The sequence below is a fragment of the Aliivibrio fischeri ATCC 7744 = JCM 18803 = DSM 507 genome (genome assembly GCF_023983475.1).
Classification (GTDB): domain Bacteria; phylum Pseudomonadota; class Gammaproteobacteria; order Enterobacterales; family Vibrionaceae; genus Aliivibrio; species Aliivibrio fischeri.
In genome coordinates, this window is the sequence record NZ_CP092712.1 from 2,320,024 (window position 1) to 2,337,165 (window position 17,142).

Sequence of the window (17,142 nt, forward strand, 5' to 3'; positions counted from 1 at the left end):
CCTAAATCCGTTACATATCTACACTAACTTAATAAAAAAGTAGGTTATAACATGAGTCAACAGTTTGTTTTCTGGCTCTCTATGGCAATCCCAGGCAGTGGACACCTTCTACTGCGTCGTATGCGCGAAGCCGTATTTGGTTTCTCGATGCTGGCCTTAGAGATATTGGTTTATATTCAATTTATTCTACCTAATTTCCGTCTATTAGCTGTTGAGCAGCCTAATGGAAAAATCACAATTGGTGCTGAGCGCTTTGTTGACGACTCTTTCCTTATTATGGTCGGTTCAACCATTGGCGCTTTAATGCTATTGGTCTTTTTAGCTCTACACTATGCGTTTGCTCGTGATGCAAAAGATGTGAAGCGCCAAATAGAAGAGTCTGGTTTTGCGATTACCTTTACAGAAAAGGTTCGTGGTTTATCGCACGAAATCGTTCCTAATTTAATTACAGCACCTAAATTTATTCTTCTGTTCATCTTTGCCTTACTACCTGCCATTGTGTCGATAGTGGTAGCTTTCACCAACTATAAACGCCCGATTTTACCTCCAGCGTTTTTAATTGAATGGAAAGGATTAACCAACTTCGAGCGTCTGTTTACCAGTGAACGAACAGCAGCAGCGTTTCAAGAAACATTAACTTGGACACTGACGTGGACTTTCTGTGCTTCAGCATTAACCATCATCTTAGGTACTTTGCTGGCTGTTGTGGCAAACAATAAACACATTCGTGGTAAAAAGTTTTTCCGCACCGTTTACATTTTACCTTGGGCTGTTCCTGCGTTTTTAACCATCTTAGTTTTCCAACTCTTTTTCTCAAAAGTGGGTGGAATGAACACCATGGTTATTCCTTTCTTTACGGGTAATGAATATGACATTAGTACCGCTATTGGGTTCTTCCTTAATGCTGACTACGCAAAAATCACCATTATTTTGATTCAAGCGTGGTTGGGGTTCCCATACGTATTTATTTTAGTAACGGGCGTACTACAAACCATCCCAGATGATCTTTATGAAGCCAGTGGCATTGATGGTGGTAACGCTTGGACTAACTTCTTTGATATTACCCTGCCATTGATTTTAATCAGTGTTGCTCCGGTATTCATCACTCAGTTCACCTTCAACTTTAACAACGTCACCATTGTTTACATGCTAGGTGAAGCAACGGTTCAAACCGTCGGCTCTATCTACAAACCATTGGATACCATTTCATCTCTTGGTTTCCGTTTAATGATGGATGCGAAATACAACGAAGCGGCAGTTTACACCTTGATTACCAGTACGGTTGTGGGTGCGGTCGTTCTGTATTCATGGCTAAAAGCGGGCGCATTTAAAAATGAGGAAGTGATGTAATGGATAAGGCAATCAATCTCAATCATCAAGCAAAAGCAACTAAGTTCAATCGCCATGTCGTCACAAAAAACCTAGGGCTATTCTTTAGCTATGCGTTTTTAATTTCGATGGTGATCGTCATTATTTACCCTATTTTGGTTACGTTAATGAGTGCGTTTAACGTCAGTAACTCACTCTATTCAACCTCATTTTTTCCTGAAAACTTCAGCTTAACGGAAAACTTTGTTTCGCTGTTTACGGATATTCCTTACTTAAGCTGGTATCGAAATACCTTCTTAGTATCGATTATTACTATGGTGCTTTCTACCGCAATTGTAACCGTGTCTGGCTTTGTTTATTCACGCTACCGTTACCAATCACGTAAAAGTGCATTGATGTCACTATTGATCATTCAAATCATCCCATCGGGTAGTGGTTTGATCGCGCTTTACGCTATTGCAAGTTCGATTGGGATCTACAGCTCTGAGAATGCCACGTTATATACCTACATCTTTATGATCCTTATCTACACCACAGGTGGGATAACCATGAACACCATTTTGATGAAAGGTTACTACGATTCCATTCCTCGAGCTTTGGATGAATCAGCAAAAATTGATGGCGCAACACAAATGCAGATCTTCACAGAGATTCTACTGCCGTTAGTAAAACCGATGATCATGGTTATTGCGATTTTCTGTTTCTTAGGCCCGATTGGCGACATCATCATGCCGAAATTCCTGATCGCAAGTATGAGTGCAGAAGCGAAAACATTGGCCGTTGGTCTCATGGGGCTTATCAACAATATTAAAGAATCAAGCTACAACGTGTTTGCTGCTGGGGCGGTCTTGGCTGCAATTCCTCCTGTAGTTGTATTTTATAAATTTCAAGATTATATCGTGGGCGGCTTAACGTCTGGTGGAGTAAAAGGATAATGAGCAAGATTTCACTAAGAAACATCAATAAAAAATACCCTAATTCTGATACCTACTCAGTAAGTAACTTCAACATCGATATTGAAGAAGGTGAGTTTATTGTACTTGTTGGCCCATCGGGGTGCGGTAAGTCCACCACGCTTCGTATGATTGCAGGGTTAGAAGATATTACCGAAGGCGAATTCATCATTGATGGCAAAGTCGTTAACAGCGTAAGCTCTAAAGATCGTGATATTGCGATGGTATTCCAAAGCTATGCACTCTACCCACATATGTCTGTTCGCGACAACATTGGTTATGGATTAAAACTGCGTAACTACCCGGCGAGTGAGATTAAAGATCACGTTGATAATATTTCAAAAGATCTGTTCCTAACAGAATATCTAGAACGCAAACCAAAAGAGCTGTCAGGTGGTCAACGTCAACGTGTCGCCCTTGGTCGTGCCATGGTTCGTACTCCAAAATTGTATCTAATGGATGAGCCGTTAAGTAACTTGGACGCCAAACTTCGCACCACTACTCGTACTGAGATTTCACGTATGCATCGTGATAAAGGTGCGATCACTATTTACGTAACGCATGACCAAGTTGAAGCAATGACAATGGCTGATCGCATTGTATTAATGTCGATGGGCGAAGTTCAGCAAATTGGTACGCCAAAAGAGTTGTTTACTAACCCTAAAAATAGCTTCGTTGCGACCTTTATGGGCATGCCTTCAATGAACATTATTGAAGGGGTTTATGAAGGTGGGCAGTTCACTTGTCACTCTTTCGCCATCACATTAAGTGAAGAAGACCAACGCATATTAAATAACGCTGGTTACAACGGTAAATCTGTCTGCTTGGGCGCACGCTCTAGTGCGATTCGTTCAGGCAAGAAATACGAAGAAGCCTTCCCTGATTGCTGCTTTGAAACCACGGCATTAAACAGTGAATATCTGGGTGATAGCGTCAATGTTTTCTTCGATGCGGCACCAATGAATATGTTTGTTGGTACGTTGGGTACGGGTGAACCTGACGTTGAGATTGATGAAAAAATCACGTTAGTTATCGATAACACCAAACTTCACTTTTTTGATAGTGACACTCAAGAGTCGATTAAATACCCAATCAAAGCGGCTGAGTTCCAAAAATAATTGATCCCATAACCCTTCCCTCTTACGTCACATTACGACGTAGTGAGGGAAGTTCTTCACACATTTCGCCTTAACAAAAAGGAGGCATACCTTGATTTTTCGCGGACAACTTCAACGCATTCACGACTACATGTTTCATATTGCGGTTGCCATCGTTATTTTTATTTCGGGGTTTATTATCGCCTATAGCAATCTGCCAAAACCTTCGTTTGAATTCAGCACCTTTGTTGAACAACAAGAAAAGTTCAAACAATGTGTAAACAATGAGGCGCTCTTTCTTTCTGCTAAAGGGTTTGAAAATAGCTATGCCACCCTTTCGCTCGAATCCATTCAAAACCAATTTAAAGCACTGCGTGATCAGATCCCAAGTGACTGTGGATCATTTCATGTAGAAAGCAGCTATGAACAACTTGAAGAGATGGCCTTACCTGTATTAGCAGAAGCACAACGCTTTTATGGCTCAAAAGAGGTCAAAGCGGTCAATGCCGTTTACACCACGCCATCTCAATACAATGCATTACTTGAACAACCACAACCGTATTTATTTTTTATTTCAGATAAGCACCAAGAGCGCATTGTCGCTATGAAGGTAACACCAACCAAAGAGAGCCTTCACATCACACCACTTTGGGAATATGAACAGAGCCAAGATCTCGCTTATACCCAAGGTGAAGTACAAAAGTTATTACTCGTTTACAACGAAATTAAAAGCTAACACCAATAGCTATTTAACTTATTGGCCTATCGTAGGCCAAAAAGGCACAAGCTAGCCGATTAGGTATTTTTTGTCATAAAGGATTTCACATGAAAATCTCTCTTTCTAAAGCTAACTTTCGCGATATGAATCGCCTTGAAGAATCAAATTACTTACTAACCAATGGGTTAGGCGGTTATTCATCATTAACTCTTGCTGGTTCTTGTAGCCGAAATGATCACGCGCTATTTATGGGAAGCCTAGTGGCTCCTAATAGTCGTTTTTGTTTTGTTCGCCATTTAGATGATCGCCTGACACTGGCAAATGGCACATCACACCCACTCTCTTCTCAAGCAAAAGTGAACCCATACGATACGGTTGATTCATCCCTTTTATTTGATAATTTTAGCCAGACTTACTTACCTCAATACACTTATCGTATCGATGGTATTGAAATCACAAAGACCATCGTCATGGCACAAGGCGTGAATCGCTTAGGGGTTGAATACCGTGTATTTAATCCGTTAAAACACCCATTCACTTTAGATATCACACCGAAATATCACTTCTGTGCGAAAGGTGAGGCATTATCAAAAGAACAAGCTTTCATTCATCAAGAAGGCAAAGTGAGTAGTAACGGACAAACACTGCATTACCGTCATAACGGTTCAAATACGGCCCTATCAGCACCAAGCTATGAGTCTGGATTGTATTTCTCTTATGACGCTCGAGACGGACGTTCGGCAAGTGATGCTCAAGTGGCGCTGCATACCATTACCTTTGATGGCACAGAGAGTAACGAATCCTTTTTTGTTATCTTCGAGGCAGAAGAAGAACGAGCACATTACTTAGCACCAAGCTCTATTGAAACCATGATCAATGAGGAAGTTCAACGTCAGCAAGCCTGTATTACACAATCAGGTCTAAAGAGTACGTTTGCTCAGCAATTGGTTCGAGCAAGTGATCAATTTGTCGTAATGCGCGATTCAACCGAATCGAAATCCATTATTGCTGGCTACCCATTCTTTGCCGATTGGGGACGCGATACCATGATTGCACTTTGGGGATGTAATTTATCCACCAACCAATTTGAAGATGCAAAACAAATATTCAGAACCTTCATCCGTTATGAGCATAAAGGGATCTTACCCAACTTATTCCCAGAAGCGGGTGTCGAACCTATGTACAACACCATTGATGCCGCCCTTTTATTTGTGGTGAGCCTGTATGAATATTACCAAGCCAGTAACGATCTCGATTTTATTCGTGATGAAGCTTACGACTGCATGGTGAATATTTATCAGCATTATCGTAATGGCACCGATTTCGATATCAAAATGCTAGATAACGGCTTAATTAGCGGTGGTAGTGGTTTGGATCAACTGACATGGATGGACGTTCGTTATGGCGATATTCTTCCAACGCCTCGCCAAGGTTGCGCCGTTGAGATCAATGCGCTTTGGTATAACGCGTTATCTATTCTGCATTTCTTTAACCAAAAGTTAGGGAAATCAATGCCAGAATTACCGGCTCTAACTGAGCAAGTAAAAGAAACATTTAATCACGCTTTCTACAATGATAAAGGCTATTTAAACGATTGGATTAAAGGTGAGGAAGTGAATCAACAAATTCGTCCAAACCAAGCTTATGCTGTTGGTCTTCCTTTCCCTATTTTAAGTGAAGAAAAAGCGCGTTCGGTTATTTTAAATATCTACCAGCACCTTTATACCCCGCTTGGTTTACGCTCTTTAGCGATGCAAGATCCCGAGTTTAAATCGGTACATACTGGGTCTCATTATGATCGCGATATGGCTTACCACCAAGGTACCGTTTGGGGCTTTATGATTGGTCAGTTCCTGATGGGTATTTTACGTCACTTCCCTAATGACGCTTCACTCATGCACATTGTCGAGCAGTTCATTGCTCATAACCAAGATGCGCTATCTGAAGGGTGTATTGGTCAATTAGCTGAAATTTATGATGGTTACTCACCTAACCAATCTCGAGGCTGTTTTGCTCAAGCTTGGAGCGTCAGCGAAGTGTTACGTGTTCTTAAACATTATGAAGAACGTATCTAACCATTACGAACTTAACGCTAAACGGTATTAATAATGATTACAAAAGCAGCGATTTATCATCGATCTCACTCTAGTTATTCTTATGCATATGATAAGGACACACTTCATTTGCGAATTCGTACCGCAAAAGGAGAAGTAGACAATGCGACGCTAAGAATTGGCGACCCATACGATTGGAGCTTTGGTGGCGGTGGCGGCAATTTAAATGCAGAAGACGCAAGCGGCTGGACAGGTGGAACCAACTTACCCATGATAAAAGAGTGTGAAACAGAACTGTTTGACTACTGGTTTTGTGAAGCACAACCTCGCTTTTATCGTGCACGTTACGCTTTCCTTCTTGAAGGCAAAGACAGTGAAAAATTACTGGTAAGCGAAAAACTCATCACTCAAATAACCGATGATGCCGATCCAATACTCAGTCAATTACTGAATTTTTATTGCTTCCCATACATGAACCCAACCGATGTATTTAACGCACCAGAATGGGTTAAAGAAACCATTTGGTATCAAATCTTCCCAGAGCGTTTTGCTAATGGTGATCCATCTATCTCACCAAAAAATGTATTACCTTGGGGATCAGAAGATCCAAAAACCAACAGTTTCTTTGGTGGTGATTTACAAGGGGTTATTGATCATCTTGATTACCTGCAAGACCTCGGTATTACTGGTATTTATTTCACGCCAATCACTCAAGGTGAAACGAACCATAAATACGACACCACCGATTATTTAAAAGTAGATCCCGCTTTTGGTAGTGATGAAACGGTTCATACCTTAATAGATGAAGCACATAAACGTGGCATGAAAGTCATGCTAGATGCGGTATTTAATCATATCGGTGCTAATTCAATTCAGTGGCAAGATGTCATTAAACATGGCAAAGACTCTCAATACATCGATTGGTTTTATGTAGAGCAATTTCCGCTGATTGATGAGTCAAAAAAAGCGCACCACAGTAAAGAGCAATTAAATTATCGTGCCTTTGCTTTTGCGCAAAACATGCCAAAACTCAATACAGAAAATCCAGAAGTGATTGAATACCTAATTGAAGTTGGCCGTTACTGGGTGAAAAACTTTGATATTGATGCATGGCGTTTAGATGTAGCAAACGAAGTTGATCAACGTTTTTGGCGACGCTTCCGTGATGAACTAAAAGCCATCAAACCTGAGTTATATATTTTAGGTGAAGTGTGGCACGACTCGATGAACTGGCTAGGTGGCGATCAGTTTGATGGCGTAATGAATTACCCATTAGCGGATGCCATGTTAGGCTTTTTTGCCCATGACAACCTAAGTGCAAATCAGTTTAAATTTGCGGTAAATGACGTTAATGCCAACTACCCTATTAACGTGAATGAAGTGGCCTTTTCATTACTTGATAGCCACGATACACCACGCATTATTAACCGATGCAACGGCAATAAAGAGAAAGCGAAGTTAGCCTATTTGTTCCAATTCACTCACAGTGGTACGCCTTGTATTTATTACGGTGGTGAAATTGGACTAGATGGTGGTGCAGATCCACTTAACCGAAAATGCATGATTTGGGATGAACGTCAGCATGATATGAACATGAAACATCACATCATGCAGATCATCAAACTACGTAAAGCTCACCCAGCGTTACGTGCTCATGCCATAAACTGGCTAGTGGTTGACGATGAACAACAGTGCTTTATCTACCAAAAAGAATATCAGGATGAACGTATTATTATAGCTATGAACAACAGTAATGCCCCCGCTTGTATGACGCTTCCTAGTGAGTGGTGTGATCAAGAGGTCACCGATATTTATCATGAAACTGCCGTTAAATTAACGCAAAGTTTGACGGTGCCTGCATTTGGCTTTGCTGTTTATCAAATTTAAACGCTATAAGTAGCAATGTATTGATAAGAAACATAAAATAGCTCTTTTCGATTAGTCTGAAGAGCTATTATGTTTAAATTAATGCTTCAATTCATACAAGTTGCAAAAGCACAAAATGTTACGCAAGCCGCGAACACCTTATGCTTAAGCCAACCGACGTTAAGTCATAATATGCAGAAACTAGAGGAAAAGCTGGGAAGCAAACTGTTTTATCGCAATTCAAAAGGGATCACCCTCACCTCCAGTGGCGAAGTGCTCTACGAGCAAGCCAAAATGATGCAGCATTTATACGAAAATACCCTTCATAAATTAGAAAAAAATAAGTTACGGCACCAAACGGAATTAAAAATTGGTTGCGGTGATGCTTGGTGGCATCTATTTGTTCGTGACTGTGTTCAAGATTTTAGAGATACCAACCCTCACAGCAATATCACCATTGATGTAGGTGACCACTTGCAGTTAATGAACCTGCTCCTCAGTGATGAAATCAGCATTTTTGTCGGTCATGAAATATTAGGTCTGGCTCAATACGAAGATATCCTTTTCCACCCTCTCTTTAGTAGTCATGAAGAAGTGTATGTTCGAAAAGATCATCCACTCTTAGAGCGAGTGTGCAGTGATGAAGATATTGCCCGTTTTCCTTCAGTTGATTTAGGGGCATCAAAAAAACGCTATGCGCATCTCGTGCAGCAACAAAATAATGAATTAAGTACCTTTCAAAAACGACACTACCTGCAAGAAAAGGTGATTTACAACACCAACTCCTTATTAACGGCTCTTGATTTACTGCAAAATAGTGACGCTATTTTACCTTACCCTGTGGGCATGAAAGCGTATTTTGAAGGTTTTGGAATTGTGCCGTTAAAAATGAAGAAATGCTTTGGTAAAGCGACGATTGGCGCCTATCTGCATAAAGATGGGCAGCAAAATAAACAAAGTATTGCGCTATTAGAACAATTTAAAGAATTAATAAAAAATAATCCTCAAATTAAAGGCAAAGAATAGAAACAATAAAGCCCAGAGCAGTACATCTCTGGGCTTTTACTAGATTAACCGATATCTAATATTGCAGAAGCGATAGCAAAATAAATCAATACACCAGAGATATCAGCAATGGATGTGATCATAGGGGCACTGGCTGATGCAGGGTCCAAGTTGAGTTTATGCAAAACAAAAGGCAGAACAGTTCCAACCAAACTACCAATCAACACAATGGCTACCATACTGATGCCGACGACCATCGCAATTTCATAACCACCACGATATAGCCCCAAAAAATAAACAGCGATTGCCATACTAAAACCAAGACCTAAAGCAACAAACATTTCTCTTGCTAACATTCGTCCCCAATCATTAGGATGAACATCGCCAGTGGCCAGCGCTCGAACCATTAATGTTGCAGATTGCGATCCTGCATTACCACCGCTATCAATTAATAGTGGTAAAAAGAAAACCAACGCAACATAAGAGGTAATGATCTCTTCAAAATACGCGATTCCTGCTCCAGAAAAAATATTTCCAAAAACTAAAATAACGAGCCAAAAAACACGCTTTTTATAAAGTAAACCAATAGAAGCATTCTTGATACTGATCCCCAAGTTTTCTGCATGTGTTTCTTTATGCATCATCTCTGAAGTATCAGTGTGTGAAGTCGAATTTTTTTGTACAAATTCCATAATACGTCCTCTGCTCTGAAGACGTAATTATCCTCAGAACATCATTTATTTAATAAGTTAAACCACCAACTTGGAGGTTCCTGTAGATGTGTGTTCATGAGGTGTTCCTTATAGAAACGAGAAATAATCTGACCACTCTTTACTGGTTGAGTAATCTTGACGGGGGGACTCTAACGAATTCACTCAGTGGTTACCATTACGGACTGTAAGAAGAAATGTCAGAGTTTGTATTTAGTTACATTATTTGTTCTATCTTATTGATGTTAAAGTTCATCTTATAAATGAGAACGCAATCGATTGATTGGTTTGCTTAATAAAGGTAGAGCTTATACTCTATAAACATAATTACTAAAAAAAGAATTACTTTTATGAAATTACTTTCTCAATTGTTGCTATTCACTTCATTAACCTTCCCATTAAGCAGCTTTGCCGCTCTTGGTGAACATCCGATAATTTTGATCCATGGTTTCCAAGCAGGACAATTACAAACCAAACCTAATCATGACGCTGTTGTTGCTGATGGTAAAAATTACTGGCAAGACTATTGGCTAGCCAAGGCCGATGACCGTATTGATTGGCCATCTCAAGAACGAGTAGCAGGAAAAATATCTACCGATTACATCTGGCCAAAACTTCAAGAGCTATCTAAAAATAACATCTGTAAAAATGGTTGTATTTTAGTCACTCACTCTACTGGCGATTTAGTTGCTCGTCATTTGTTAGATAACCAAGAAAACTGGCTGACTAATGCAGGTCTAACACCTTTAAAAATCATTGCGACGTTTGATTTTGCTGGTGCTGGTGGCGGTTCTGAATTAGGTGATCTTGCGATTAATATTTCAGAAGGCAGTGGGTATTTAAATGCCCCTCTAAAATACGCAATGTCATTATGGCTTGGGGAAGTGCCATCACCTAAAAATACGGGGGTTCTTAATGATTTAAAAGTAGCGAATGCTCGTCAAATAGCCGCACTACCTGACAACCGTATCCCCAGAATTCGCTTTGTTGGTAAAGGCAGTGATTATGTTGGTTCAACAAGTCCATTTTTATTAGGTAAAGATGATGGCGTAGTAGCGAGCCACTCTTCATGTGGGGCCAGTGAAGCTGGTAACTTTAATAGTTGCTCTATCAATGTCGCTTTTGATGGAAAAATCAAACCTCAAGCGAACGCAGTGACTCAATTTATGCCTTTTCATTACCCAATGTTAATGGGAGATAATTACAGTCATAGCGGTCTAATTAGCAGTAAACATCAAGGTAAAATCACAGCAGTTAATCCGACACTAACATTACAAGATGGTAGCGTTATCAAAGTAGAAACCACCGATTCTGCATACTGGTTAACAGGAAATATCTATCGTTACGTCAATAATTCAGAAAACGCCACCATGTCAGAATTAGTCAGTGAGCTACTATAATGAATAAAAATGCGTTTGTAATTGGAGCACTGCTGACTTGTTCAGCAGTGTTTTACCATTGGATAATCCAAGAAACGACACCGACCCCAGCGAAAACTTCTCCTTTATCTAAAACGGAGAGTAAATCTGTGTCGACAAACACCTTGCTGCCAAAACCACTCCACCAAAAGCAAGAGAGCCGCACAATAAAATCAATAACACCTGAACCTATCGATTCAGAATCAACACCAGAAGAAGTGAGTCAACAGTTCGCATTATTATCTCAGATATACGAACAAGAGCTTCAATACCCTAGCTACTCTTTGCCATTAACCCCTAATAGTCATAGCTACCTTGAACCCAATCACTTTACTGAAATTGCCTTGCCTGTATTAGATGGAAGTCACTCAGCCTCACTAAGATTAAGTAAATATCGTTTTAGTTACCCTGAGCCTATTAGTGTGACCTTAAATTCTGACCTTAATGTTGACCATATTGAATACCAGCTGATTGATATTGAAACTCAAAAGACACTTGCTAACCTATATACTCAAGAACTAAGCGTTGAATTTTCACCTAAACAAGATTGGCCACAAGAAGTTCGTATAAAAGCGAATATCTCTTTTGACCAAGGTGATGACGTATTAACTGCGGATTTTCAGTTCTCTAACCCAATTGCCTTTGTTAACCAAGTATCAGCCCCTTACTCACAAGGCAGCGATATGATCATTCCTTTACAAGTTGATGTGAAAGAATCTGGTTTATACCGAATTCGAGCTAACTTATATCAAAGTAATGGGAAACCAGTCGCTTCTCTTATGAATAAAATGCCTCTTACAACGGGTGAAGTGACATTTGAACTAAAAGCGCACCATTCTGTATTAAAAGAGAAAGGGAGTGATTTTGAGTTACGCAGCATTACCGTAGAAAAAATGTCAGGCTTTCCTGGTGAAAAAGCACATTATGGAATAAGCAAAGAGCAGAGCTACTCTCTCTCTTCATTTGATGTATCTAGCTTAAATGATCAGCCTTATAAAATGTCAGAAGAAGAAAAGGAACGATTAGATTTTCTCGATGAGATAGCCCACCAATAAAAAAGGAGATCGCATGATCTCCTTTTATCATTTAATGAATCCCGAATTAATTCAGCATTTCACCTTTGTACTCACCAGTTAAGGTTTTCAAATAAGCACTAATATCTTCAACTTCACTTTTAGATAAAGTCACACCAACTTGGTATTGCGCCATAGCTGCAACTGCGTCATCTAGTGTCTCAGCGCTACCATCATGGAAATACGGTGCCGTTAATGCAATATTGCGTAATGTCGGAACTTTAAAGCGGTTCATATCATGTGCTTTACTCGTCACATTAAAACGACCATTATCAACTTCAGATACATTGCCTCGCTCACCAAAGTAATCCGCTTTTAACCCCATGACTTCAAACGTTTGTCCACCCATAGCTTGACCAGCATGACACGTCGAACATTTGTTTTGTTTAAATAATTCATAACCGTGTTGCTCTTGCGCATTCAACGCTAACGCATCACCTTTTAAGAATTGGTCAAATCGACTGTTCGGAGTGATCAAGGTTTTCTCAAACTCAGCAATCGCATCAGTGATGTTTTCACCAGTGATCCCATCAGGGTAAATCTTAGCAAAGGTCGCTTTCATCTCTTCATCAAGTTCAAGTTTTCCTGTAATTTGCTCCCATGATGTCGATCCCATCTCAATAGGGTTCATCGGTGGTCCACCCGCTTGTTCTTGTAAATCATTCGCACGACCGTCCCAGAATTGATGGATATTATAAGATGAGTTAAACACCGTCGGCGCATTGATAGGGCCTTTTGAACCATTAATACCAGTTGATGTAGTTAATCTATCTACTCCGCCCGTTGATAATGAATGACAGCTAGAACAAGCTACCGTGTTATCACCAGAAAGACGTTTATCGTGGTATAACGCATCACCTAATGCCACTTTTTGTTCATCTACAGTGACATGTGCGTTAATCGGTTGAACCGCTTCGTATTTATATTCACTACTAGCCAATGAGTGTTTATTCTTTTGTTCCTGCTTTATCCATGTGCGTAGAGTATGCTTTTCTTCATTAGATAAGCTTGATCTCCAGTGCATCGACAAATACGCTTTTGGTGGCATTGATTCATCATTCAATACACCACTGATTTTAGCTAAGGCAACATCTGAAACTTCATTACCAACTTGAAAGCTATTTAATACATCATCAAATTGGAAATGACGTAATCCACTCTCCACATCTTTTTGCATGATCTGTTTAGCGATAGGAAAGTTAGCATAAAAAGGCATTTCGCTATTTTCAGTATGGCAGTAACCACAGCCGTTCTCTGTTAATACTTTAAACGCAGCAGAAGAGATAGGGTCATCTTTAATCTGCGCTTGAGCTAATTTGCTTTGGCTAAGCGCTTCATCTGATGAATCAACAATGTAAACCGTTCCAAGATAAGCAACGACGCCTAAACCAACTACTAATCCTATTTTTTTCATTATTATCTCCTGCAATACGAATATGCGCACACGATAGAGTGAAAAAAAGAGGCTTTCCAAGGAAGAAATATCATGAGAATCATCGCTTTAATCGATACTTCAAAAATGTAACATTAAATAACCTTACTTTTCATGATGATAAATTACACTCGGCCTTTATATGTGTTATTTTTGTTAAATTAATAGCTGCTAATTCCTTATTTCAGATCAATTTTATAAATTCATTTTCTAAGCTAAAAATAAACAAAAAGCCCATGATACGCATATTACACATCATGGGCTTTTCTATTTTATTTGTGATTTTTATATCGAGTTAATTACGCGACTTTTTCTGCTTTTACGATAATTTCAGGAGCATTAAAACGTTCTTGTGATGCGATAAGTTGCAGTTCATACGCGCCACGATTGAAGGTTTCTTGCATAACAGAATCAACTGCAGCATTAGTACGTTCAAATGCTTCAACGGGTGTATAACCTGACAATAAATTCGCTAGCATTACACCACTGATTAAGTCACCTGCGCCTACGGGTTGACGCTTTGCATCAAAATCATATAAAGGACGAGAAACGTGGTAGCTTCCATCTTCAGTCGTTAATAACATTTCAAAGCGATCTTTTTGAATACCAGCACGGCTTAAATGTTTAACCACCACCATTTTAACGCCCTTCTCAAGTAATTGATTATTCGCTTCAATCACTTGCTCTAAGGTGTTAATTGTCATGCCAGTTAAGCTTTCTAGTTCTAATAAATTAGGCGCGATAATATCCGCTGAACTTAAAGCTGATTCTTTAAAGAAGGTTTCTACTTCTGGAGCAACGATACAGCCTTTTTCAGGATGACCCATTACCGGATCACAGAAGTAAATTGCGTTTGGATTATCTTGTTTGATTTTGTTTACCGCAGTGACAATCTCTTGACCTTGCGCTGCTGATCCTAAGTAACCACTTAACACAGCATCACAAACTTGAGTTGCTTCAATTGCTGATAAACCATCAACTAATTCTGAAATGTGGCCAGCAGGCATTGCGATGCCTTTCCAACCTTGTTGGTATTGTGTGTGATTTGAAAACTGTACCGTATTAATAGGCCATACTTCCATTCCCATTCTTCGCATTGGAAAAACCGCAGCACTGTTGCCTGCGCAACCAAATACCACATGAGATTGAATGGAAAGAATACGTTTCATAACATCACCATAATTTTAAATAGAGTAAGGGCTTCCATGCCCTAAAATAAACGATATTCCATCAAAACCCTAGGGCTTAATTTTGTTTTAGTACTTTCACTGTGTAACTGCCATCTTTTTGAGCATATACACCGTGAATATCAGTCTCAAAACCTGGGTAGTGAGCGCCGATTTCACATAGCATTTCTAAGAAATCAAGTACTGGGCGAGATTCAGCTGTTACCATTTCACCTGGAAGAACTAGAGGCACACCCGGTGGGTAAGGTAGGATCATATTCGCACTTACACGGTCAACCAAATCAGCTAGAGGCACTTCTTCTACGTTACCGCGAAGCTCTTCTTGCCATGCTGCATGTGGTGTTACTTTTAGTTCAGGAAGAACATCGAACGCTTTGAACATCAGTTCTGGTAAACGGTATTTACGAGTTAAATCATGAATACCTTGTGCCAGTTCTTGTACTCGCATGCCTTCATAGAAACTTGGATCTTCGTTGTACAGTGAAGGAAGGAAGTTTTTCACTGTTAAGTTAAGATCGAAGCCACGTTTAAAGTCTGTTAATGCACGTAGTAATTGCATTGCTTTTGATTTATCAATACCGATAGAGAATAGGAACAATAGGTTATATGGACCCGTTTTCTCTACTACGATACCGCGTTCATCTAAGTATTTAGCAACGATTGATGCAGGAATACCTGTCTCGCTCATTTCGCTATTTTCGTTCATTCCTGGAGTTAATAGCGTTACTTTGATTGGATCAAGGTACATGTGATCATCATCGATGTCTTTGAAACCGTGCCATGTATCTTTTGGATCCAGTTTCCAACATTCAGTTGTGTCGATGTTTTCTGGTTGCCATACATCAAAGAACCAGCTGTCACTTTCGCTTTGAAGACGTTTGATCTCTTTACGGAAACGAATCGCACGATCAATTGAATCTTGGATCAGTTTCTTACCTGTATTACCACGCATCATTGCCGCAGCGGTTTCAGTTGATGCAACAATACCGTATTGAGGTGATGTTGATGTGTGCATCATGAAGGCTTCGTTAAATGACTCTTTATCAAATTCCCCTTTTACGTGGATCATTGATGCTTGAGAGAACGCAGCCAGTAGTTTATGAGTTGATTGTGTTTCGTAGAACACTTTACCTGGCATTGCTTCGCCACTCATACCACACTTACCTTCATAGATTTTGTTGAAGTTAGTGTAAGGAACCCAAGCACTATCAAAGTGAATGTATTTAGTATCTAGCGTTTCTTTAATGTATTGAGTGTTATATAGAAGACCATCGTAAGTTGAGTTAGTAATAACCGCATAACCCGGCATAGTTGCGTTTGGTGTTGCTGCTACTTTTTGCTCAATCACTTCACGAGTAAATTCGCTTTGTGGGATGCCACCTAAAATACCGTAAGCATTACGTGTTGGACGGAAATAGATAGGTGTTACATCACTCATCATCATCATGTGAGTCAGTGATTTGTGACAGTTACGGTCAACAAGTACTGTACTACCTGCAGGTGCTGAGTACATACCTACAATTTTGTTTGATGTAGACGTACCGTTAGTTACGATGTAAGAGCTATCTGCATTAAAGGTACGAGCGATGTACTCTTCAGCTTCTTTATGAGGACCTGAGTGATCAAGTAATGAACCTAGTTCAGGCATTGAGATTGATACGTCCGCTTTAAATGCGTTTGGACCGTAGAAATCATAGAAGATACTACCAGCTGGACTTTTTTGGAAAGCCGTACCACCCATGTGACCTGGAGTACAGAAGGTATATTTACCCTCTTCTACATATTTAAATAGTGCCTTAGTAAAAGGAGGCATGATTTGGTCTTTGTACTCTTCTGTCGCTTGATTAATTTTCAAAGCGATATCATCAGCCATATCTAACGCATATTCGAAGAAATGTAGGTTTAGACGTAAATCAGTTAATGAAATATCTAATGTTGAATGTTGGTTTGCAAATGCATATAGCGGCAATTTTTCATTCAGTGCATTAATTTCAGTACATAGATCTAGTGAGTATTTATCCCAGTCAAATAGCACACCACAAATACGTGGGTTCATTTCAATCATTTTATATAGATCTTGTGCATCTACTGGGTAAACCACTTTATAGCCTGCTTTTTCTAAAGAAGCATGCAATTCGCGAACTGGCTCTTCTTTAAAGAAAACACCTGAGTGATTTAGGATAGCAAAAATATTCATTTTATATCTCCAAGACGAAGAGAGGCGCTCCCCATCATTTTGATGGTGAGGTAGTGGAGCGCCGCTAGGGGTAAACTTACTAAGTTGGTAGCGTTAACTGTTT

At 39.7% G+C, this 17,142-nt stretch carries 13 protein-coding genes; 9 read left to right on the forward strand and 4 right to left on the reverse strand.

Annotated features, from left to right (window positions below; translation table 11 throughout):
- Positions 1 to 51 precede the first annotated feature (51 nt).
- The 7 genes from AVFI_RS10710 to AVFI_RS10740 all read left to right on the forward strand — a co-directional run bounded on the left by AVFI_RS10710 (position 52) and on the right by AVFI_RS10740 (position 9,043).
- Entirely contained in the window at positions 52 to 1,350 is a 1,299-nt protein-coding gene (locus AVFI_RS10710; RefSeq protein ID WP_005420644.1) for a carbohydrate ABC transporter permease, read from the forward strand.
- A complete protein-coding gene (locus AVFI_RS10715; RefSeq protein ID WP_065597554.1) occupies positions 1,350 to 2,264 on the forward strand; it encodes a sugar ABC transporter permease in 915 nt (304 codons plus the stop codon). The genes AVFI_RS10710 and AVFI_RS10715 overlap by 1 nt, the downstream gene beginning before the upstream one ends.
- Entirely contained in the window at positions 2,264 to 3,400 is a 1,137-nt protein-coding gene (locus AVFI_RS10720) for an ABC transporter ATP-binding protein (protein WP_065604881.1), read from the forward strand. Before AVFI_RS10715 ends, AVFI_RS10720 begins: the two co-directional genes overlap by 1 nt.
- Before the next feature lie 91 nt (positions 3,401 to 3,491).
- Complete coding sequence (locus AVFI_RS10725) at positions 3,492 to 4,115, forward strand: hypothetical protein (protein ID WP_047863475.1); 624 nt, start codon at positions 3,492 to 3,494, stop codon at positions 4,113 to 4,115.
- Positions 4,116 to 4,204: 89 nt separating this feature from the next.
- Complete coding sequence (locus tag AVFI_RS10730) at positions 4,205 to 6,172, forward strand: amylo-alpha-1,6-glucosidase (protein ID WP_188863867.1); 1,968 nt, start codon at positions 4,205 to 4,207, stop codon at positions 6,170 to 6,172.
- A 33-nt stretch (positions 6,173 to 6,205) separates the two neighbouring features.
- The gene (locus AVFI_RS10735; protein ID WP_188863868.1) at positions 6,206 to 8,038 is read left to right on the forward strand and encodes a glycoside hydrolase family 13 protein; all 1,833 of its coding nucleotides are present in this window, start codon (positions 6,206 to 6,208) and stop codon (positions 8,036 to 8,038) included.
- 69 nt (positions 8,039 to 8,107) lie between these two features.
- Positions 8,108 to 9,043, forward strand: a complete 936-nt coding sequence (locus tag AVFI_RS10740; RefSeq protein WP_005420656.1) for a LysR family transcriptional regulator — start codon at positions 8,108 to 8,110, stop codon at positions 9,041 to 9,043.
- 44 nt (positions 9,044 to 9,087) lie between these two features.
- Here the strand turns inward: AVFI_RS10740 and AVFI_RS10745 are convergent, their stop codons facing one another.
- Complete coding sequence (locus AVFI_RS10745; RefSeq protein ID WP_081301013.1) at positions 9,088 to 9,714, reverse strand: magnesium transporter; 627 nt, start codon at positions 9,712 to 9,714, stop codon at positions 9,088 to 9,090.
- A 368-nt stretch (positions 9,715 to 10,082) separates the two neighbouring features.
- Here AVFI_RS10745 and AVFI_RS10750 point away from each other — a divergent pair, with 368 nt between their 5' ends.
- Positions 10,083 to 11,132 (forward strand): hypothetical protein, encoded by a 1,050-nt coding sequence (locus tag AVFI_RS10750; RefSeq protein ID WP_054776105.1) that lies wholly within the window; start codon positions 10,083 to 10,085, stop codon positions 11,130 to 11,132.
- Positions 11,132 to 12,205, forward strand: coding sequence for a hypothetical protein (locus tag AVFI_RS10755; RefSeq protein ID WP_054776104.1), 1,074 nt, complete (start codon positions 11,132 to 11,134; stop codon positions 12,203 to 12,205). The genes AVFI_RS10750 and AVFI_RS10755 overlap by 1 nt, the downstream gene beginning before the upstream one ends.
- A 46-nt stretch (positions 12,206 to 12,251) precedes the next feature.
- Here AVFI_RS10755 and AVFI_RS10760 read toward each other — a convergent pair whose 3' ends face one another.
- The 3 genes from AVFI_RS10760 to AVFI_RS10770 form a co-directional block, all read right to left on the reverse strand.
- Positions 12,252 to 13,637, reverse strand: a complete 1,386-nt coding sequence (locus AVFI_RS10760; RefSeq protein WP_054776103.1) for a cytochrome-c peroxidase — start codon at positions 13,635 to 13,637, stop codon at positions 12,252 to 12,254.
- A 317-nt stretch (positions 13,638 to 13,954) separates the two neighbouring features.
- The gene (gene pdxY / locus AVFI_RS10765; RefSeq protein ID WP_065597560.1) at positions 13,955 to 14,824 is read right to left on the reverse strand and encodes a pyridoxal kinase PdxY; all 870 of its coding nucleotides are present in this window, start codon (positions 14,822 to 14,824) and stop codon (positions 13,955 to 13,957) included.
- Between the two features lie 76 nt (positions 14,825 to 14,900).
- Entirely contained in the window at positions 14,901 to 17,039 is a 2,139-nt protein-coding gene (locus tag AVFI_RS10770; RefSeq protein WP_005420668.1) for a lysine decarboxylase CadA, read from the reverse strand.
- Positions 17,040 to 17,142 lie beyond the last annotated feature (103 nt).

Bases quoted from the DNA above. Each gene is read 5' to 3' on its own strand.
- AVFI_RS10710 (WP_005420644.1), top strand. From the start codon at position 52: ATGAGTCAACAGTTTGTTTTCTGGCTCTCTATGGCAATCCCAGGCAGT.
- AVFI_RS10715 (WP_065597554.1), top strand. From the start codon at position 1,350: ATGGATAAGGCAATCAATCTCAATCATCAAGCAAAAGCAACTAAGTTC.
- AVFI_RS10720 (WP_065604881.1), top strand. From the start codon at position 2,264: ATGAGCAAGATTTCACTAAGAAACATCAATAAAAAATACCCTAATTCT.
- AVFI_RS10730 (WP_188863867.1), top strand. From the start codon at position 4,205: ATGAAAATCTCTCTTTCTAAAGCTAACTTTCGCGATATGAATCGCCTT.
- AVFI_RS10735 (WP_188863868.1), top strand. From the start codon at position 6,206: ATGATTACAAAAGCAGCGATTTATCATCGATCTCACTCTAGTTATTCT.
- AVFI_RS10740 (WP_005420656.1), top strand. From the start codon at position 8,108: ATGTTTAAATTAATGCTTCAATTCATACAAGTTGCAAAAGCACAAAAT.
- AVFI_RS10745 (WP_081301013.1), bottom strand. From the start codon at position 9,714: ATGGAATTTGTACAAAAAAATTCGACTTCACACACTGATACTTCAGAG.
- AVFI_RS10750 (WP_054776105.1), top strand. From the start codon at position 10,083: ATGAAATTACTTTCTCAATTGTTGCTATTCACTTCATTAACCTTCCCA.
- AVFI_RS10755 (WP_054776104.1), top strand. From the start codon at position 11,132: ATGAATAAAAATGCGTTTGTAATTGGAGCACTGCTGACTTGTTCAGCA.
- AVFI_RS10760 (WP_054776103.1), bottom strand. From the start codon at position 13,637: ATGAAAAAAATAGGATTAGTAGTTGGTTTAGGCGTCGTTGCTTATCTT.
- pdxY (WP_065597560.1), bottom strand. From the start codon at position 14,824: ATGAAACGTATTCTTTCCATTCAATCTCATGTGGTATTTGGTTGCGCA.
- AVFI_RS10770 (WP_005420668.1), bottom strand. From the start codon at position 17,039: ATGAATATTTTTGCTATCCTAAATCACTCAGGTGTTTTCTTTAAAGAA.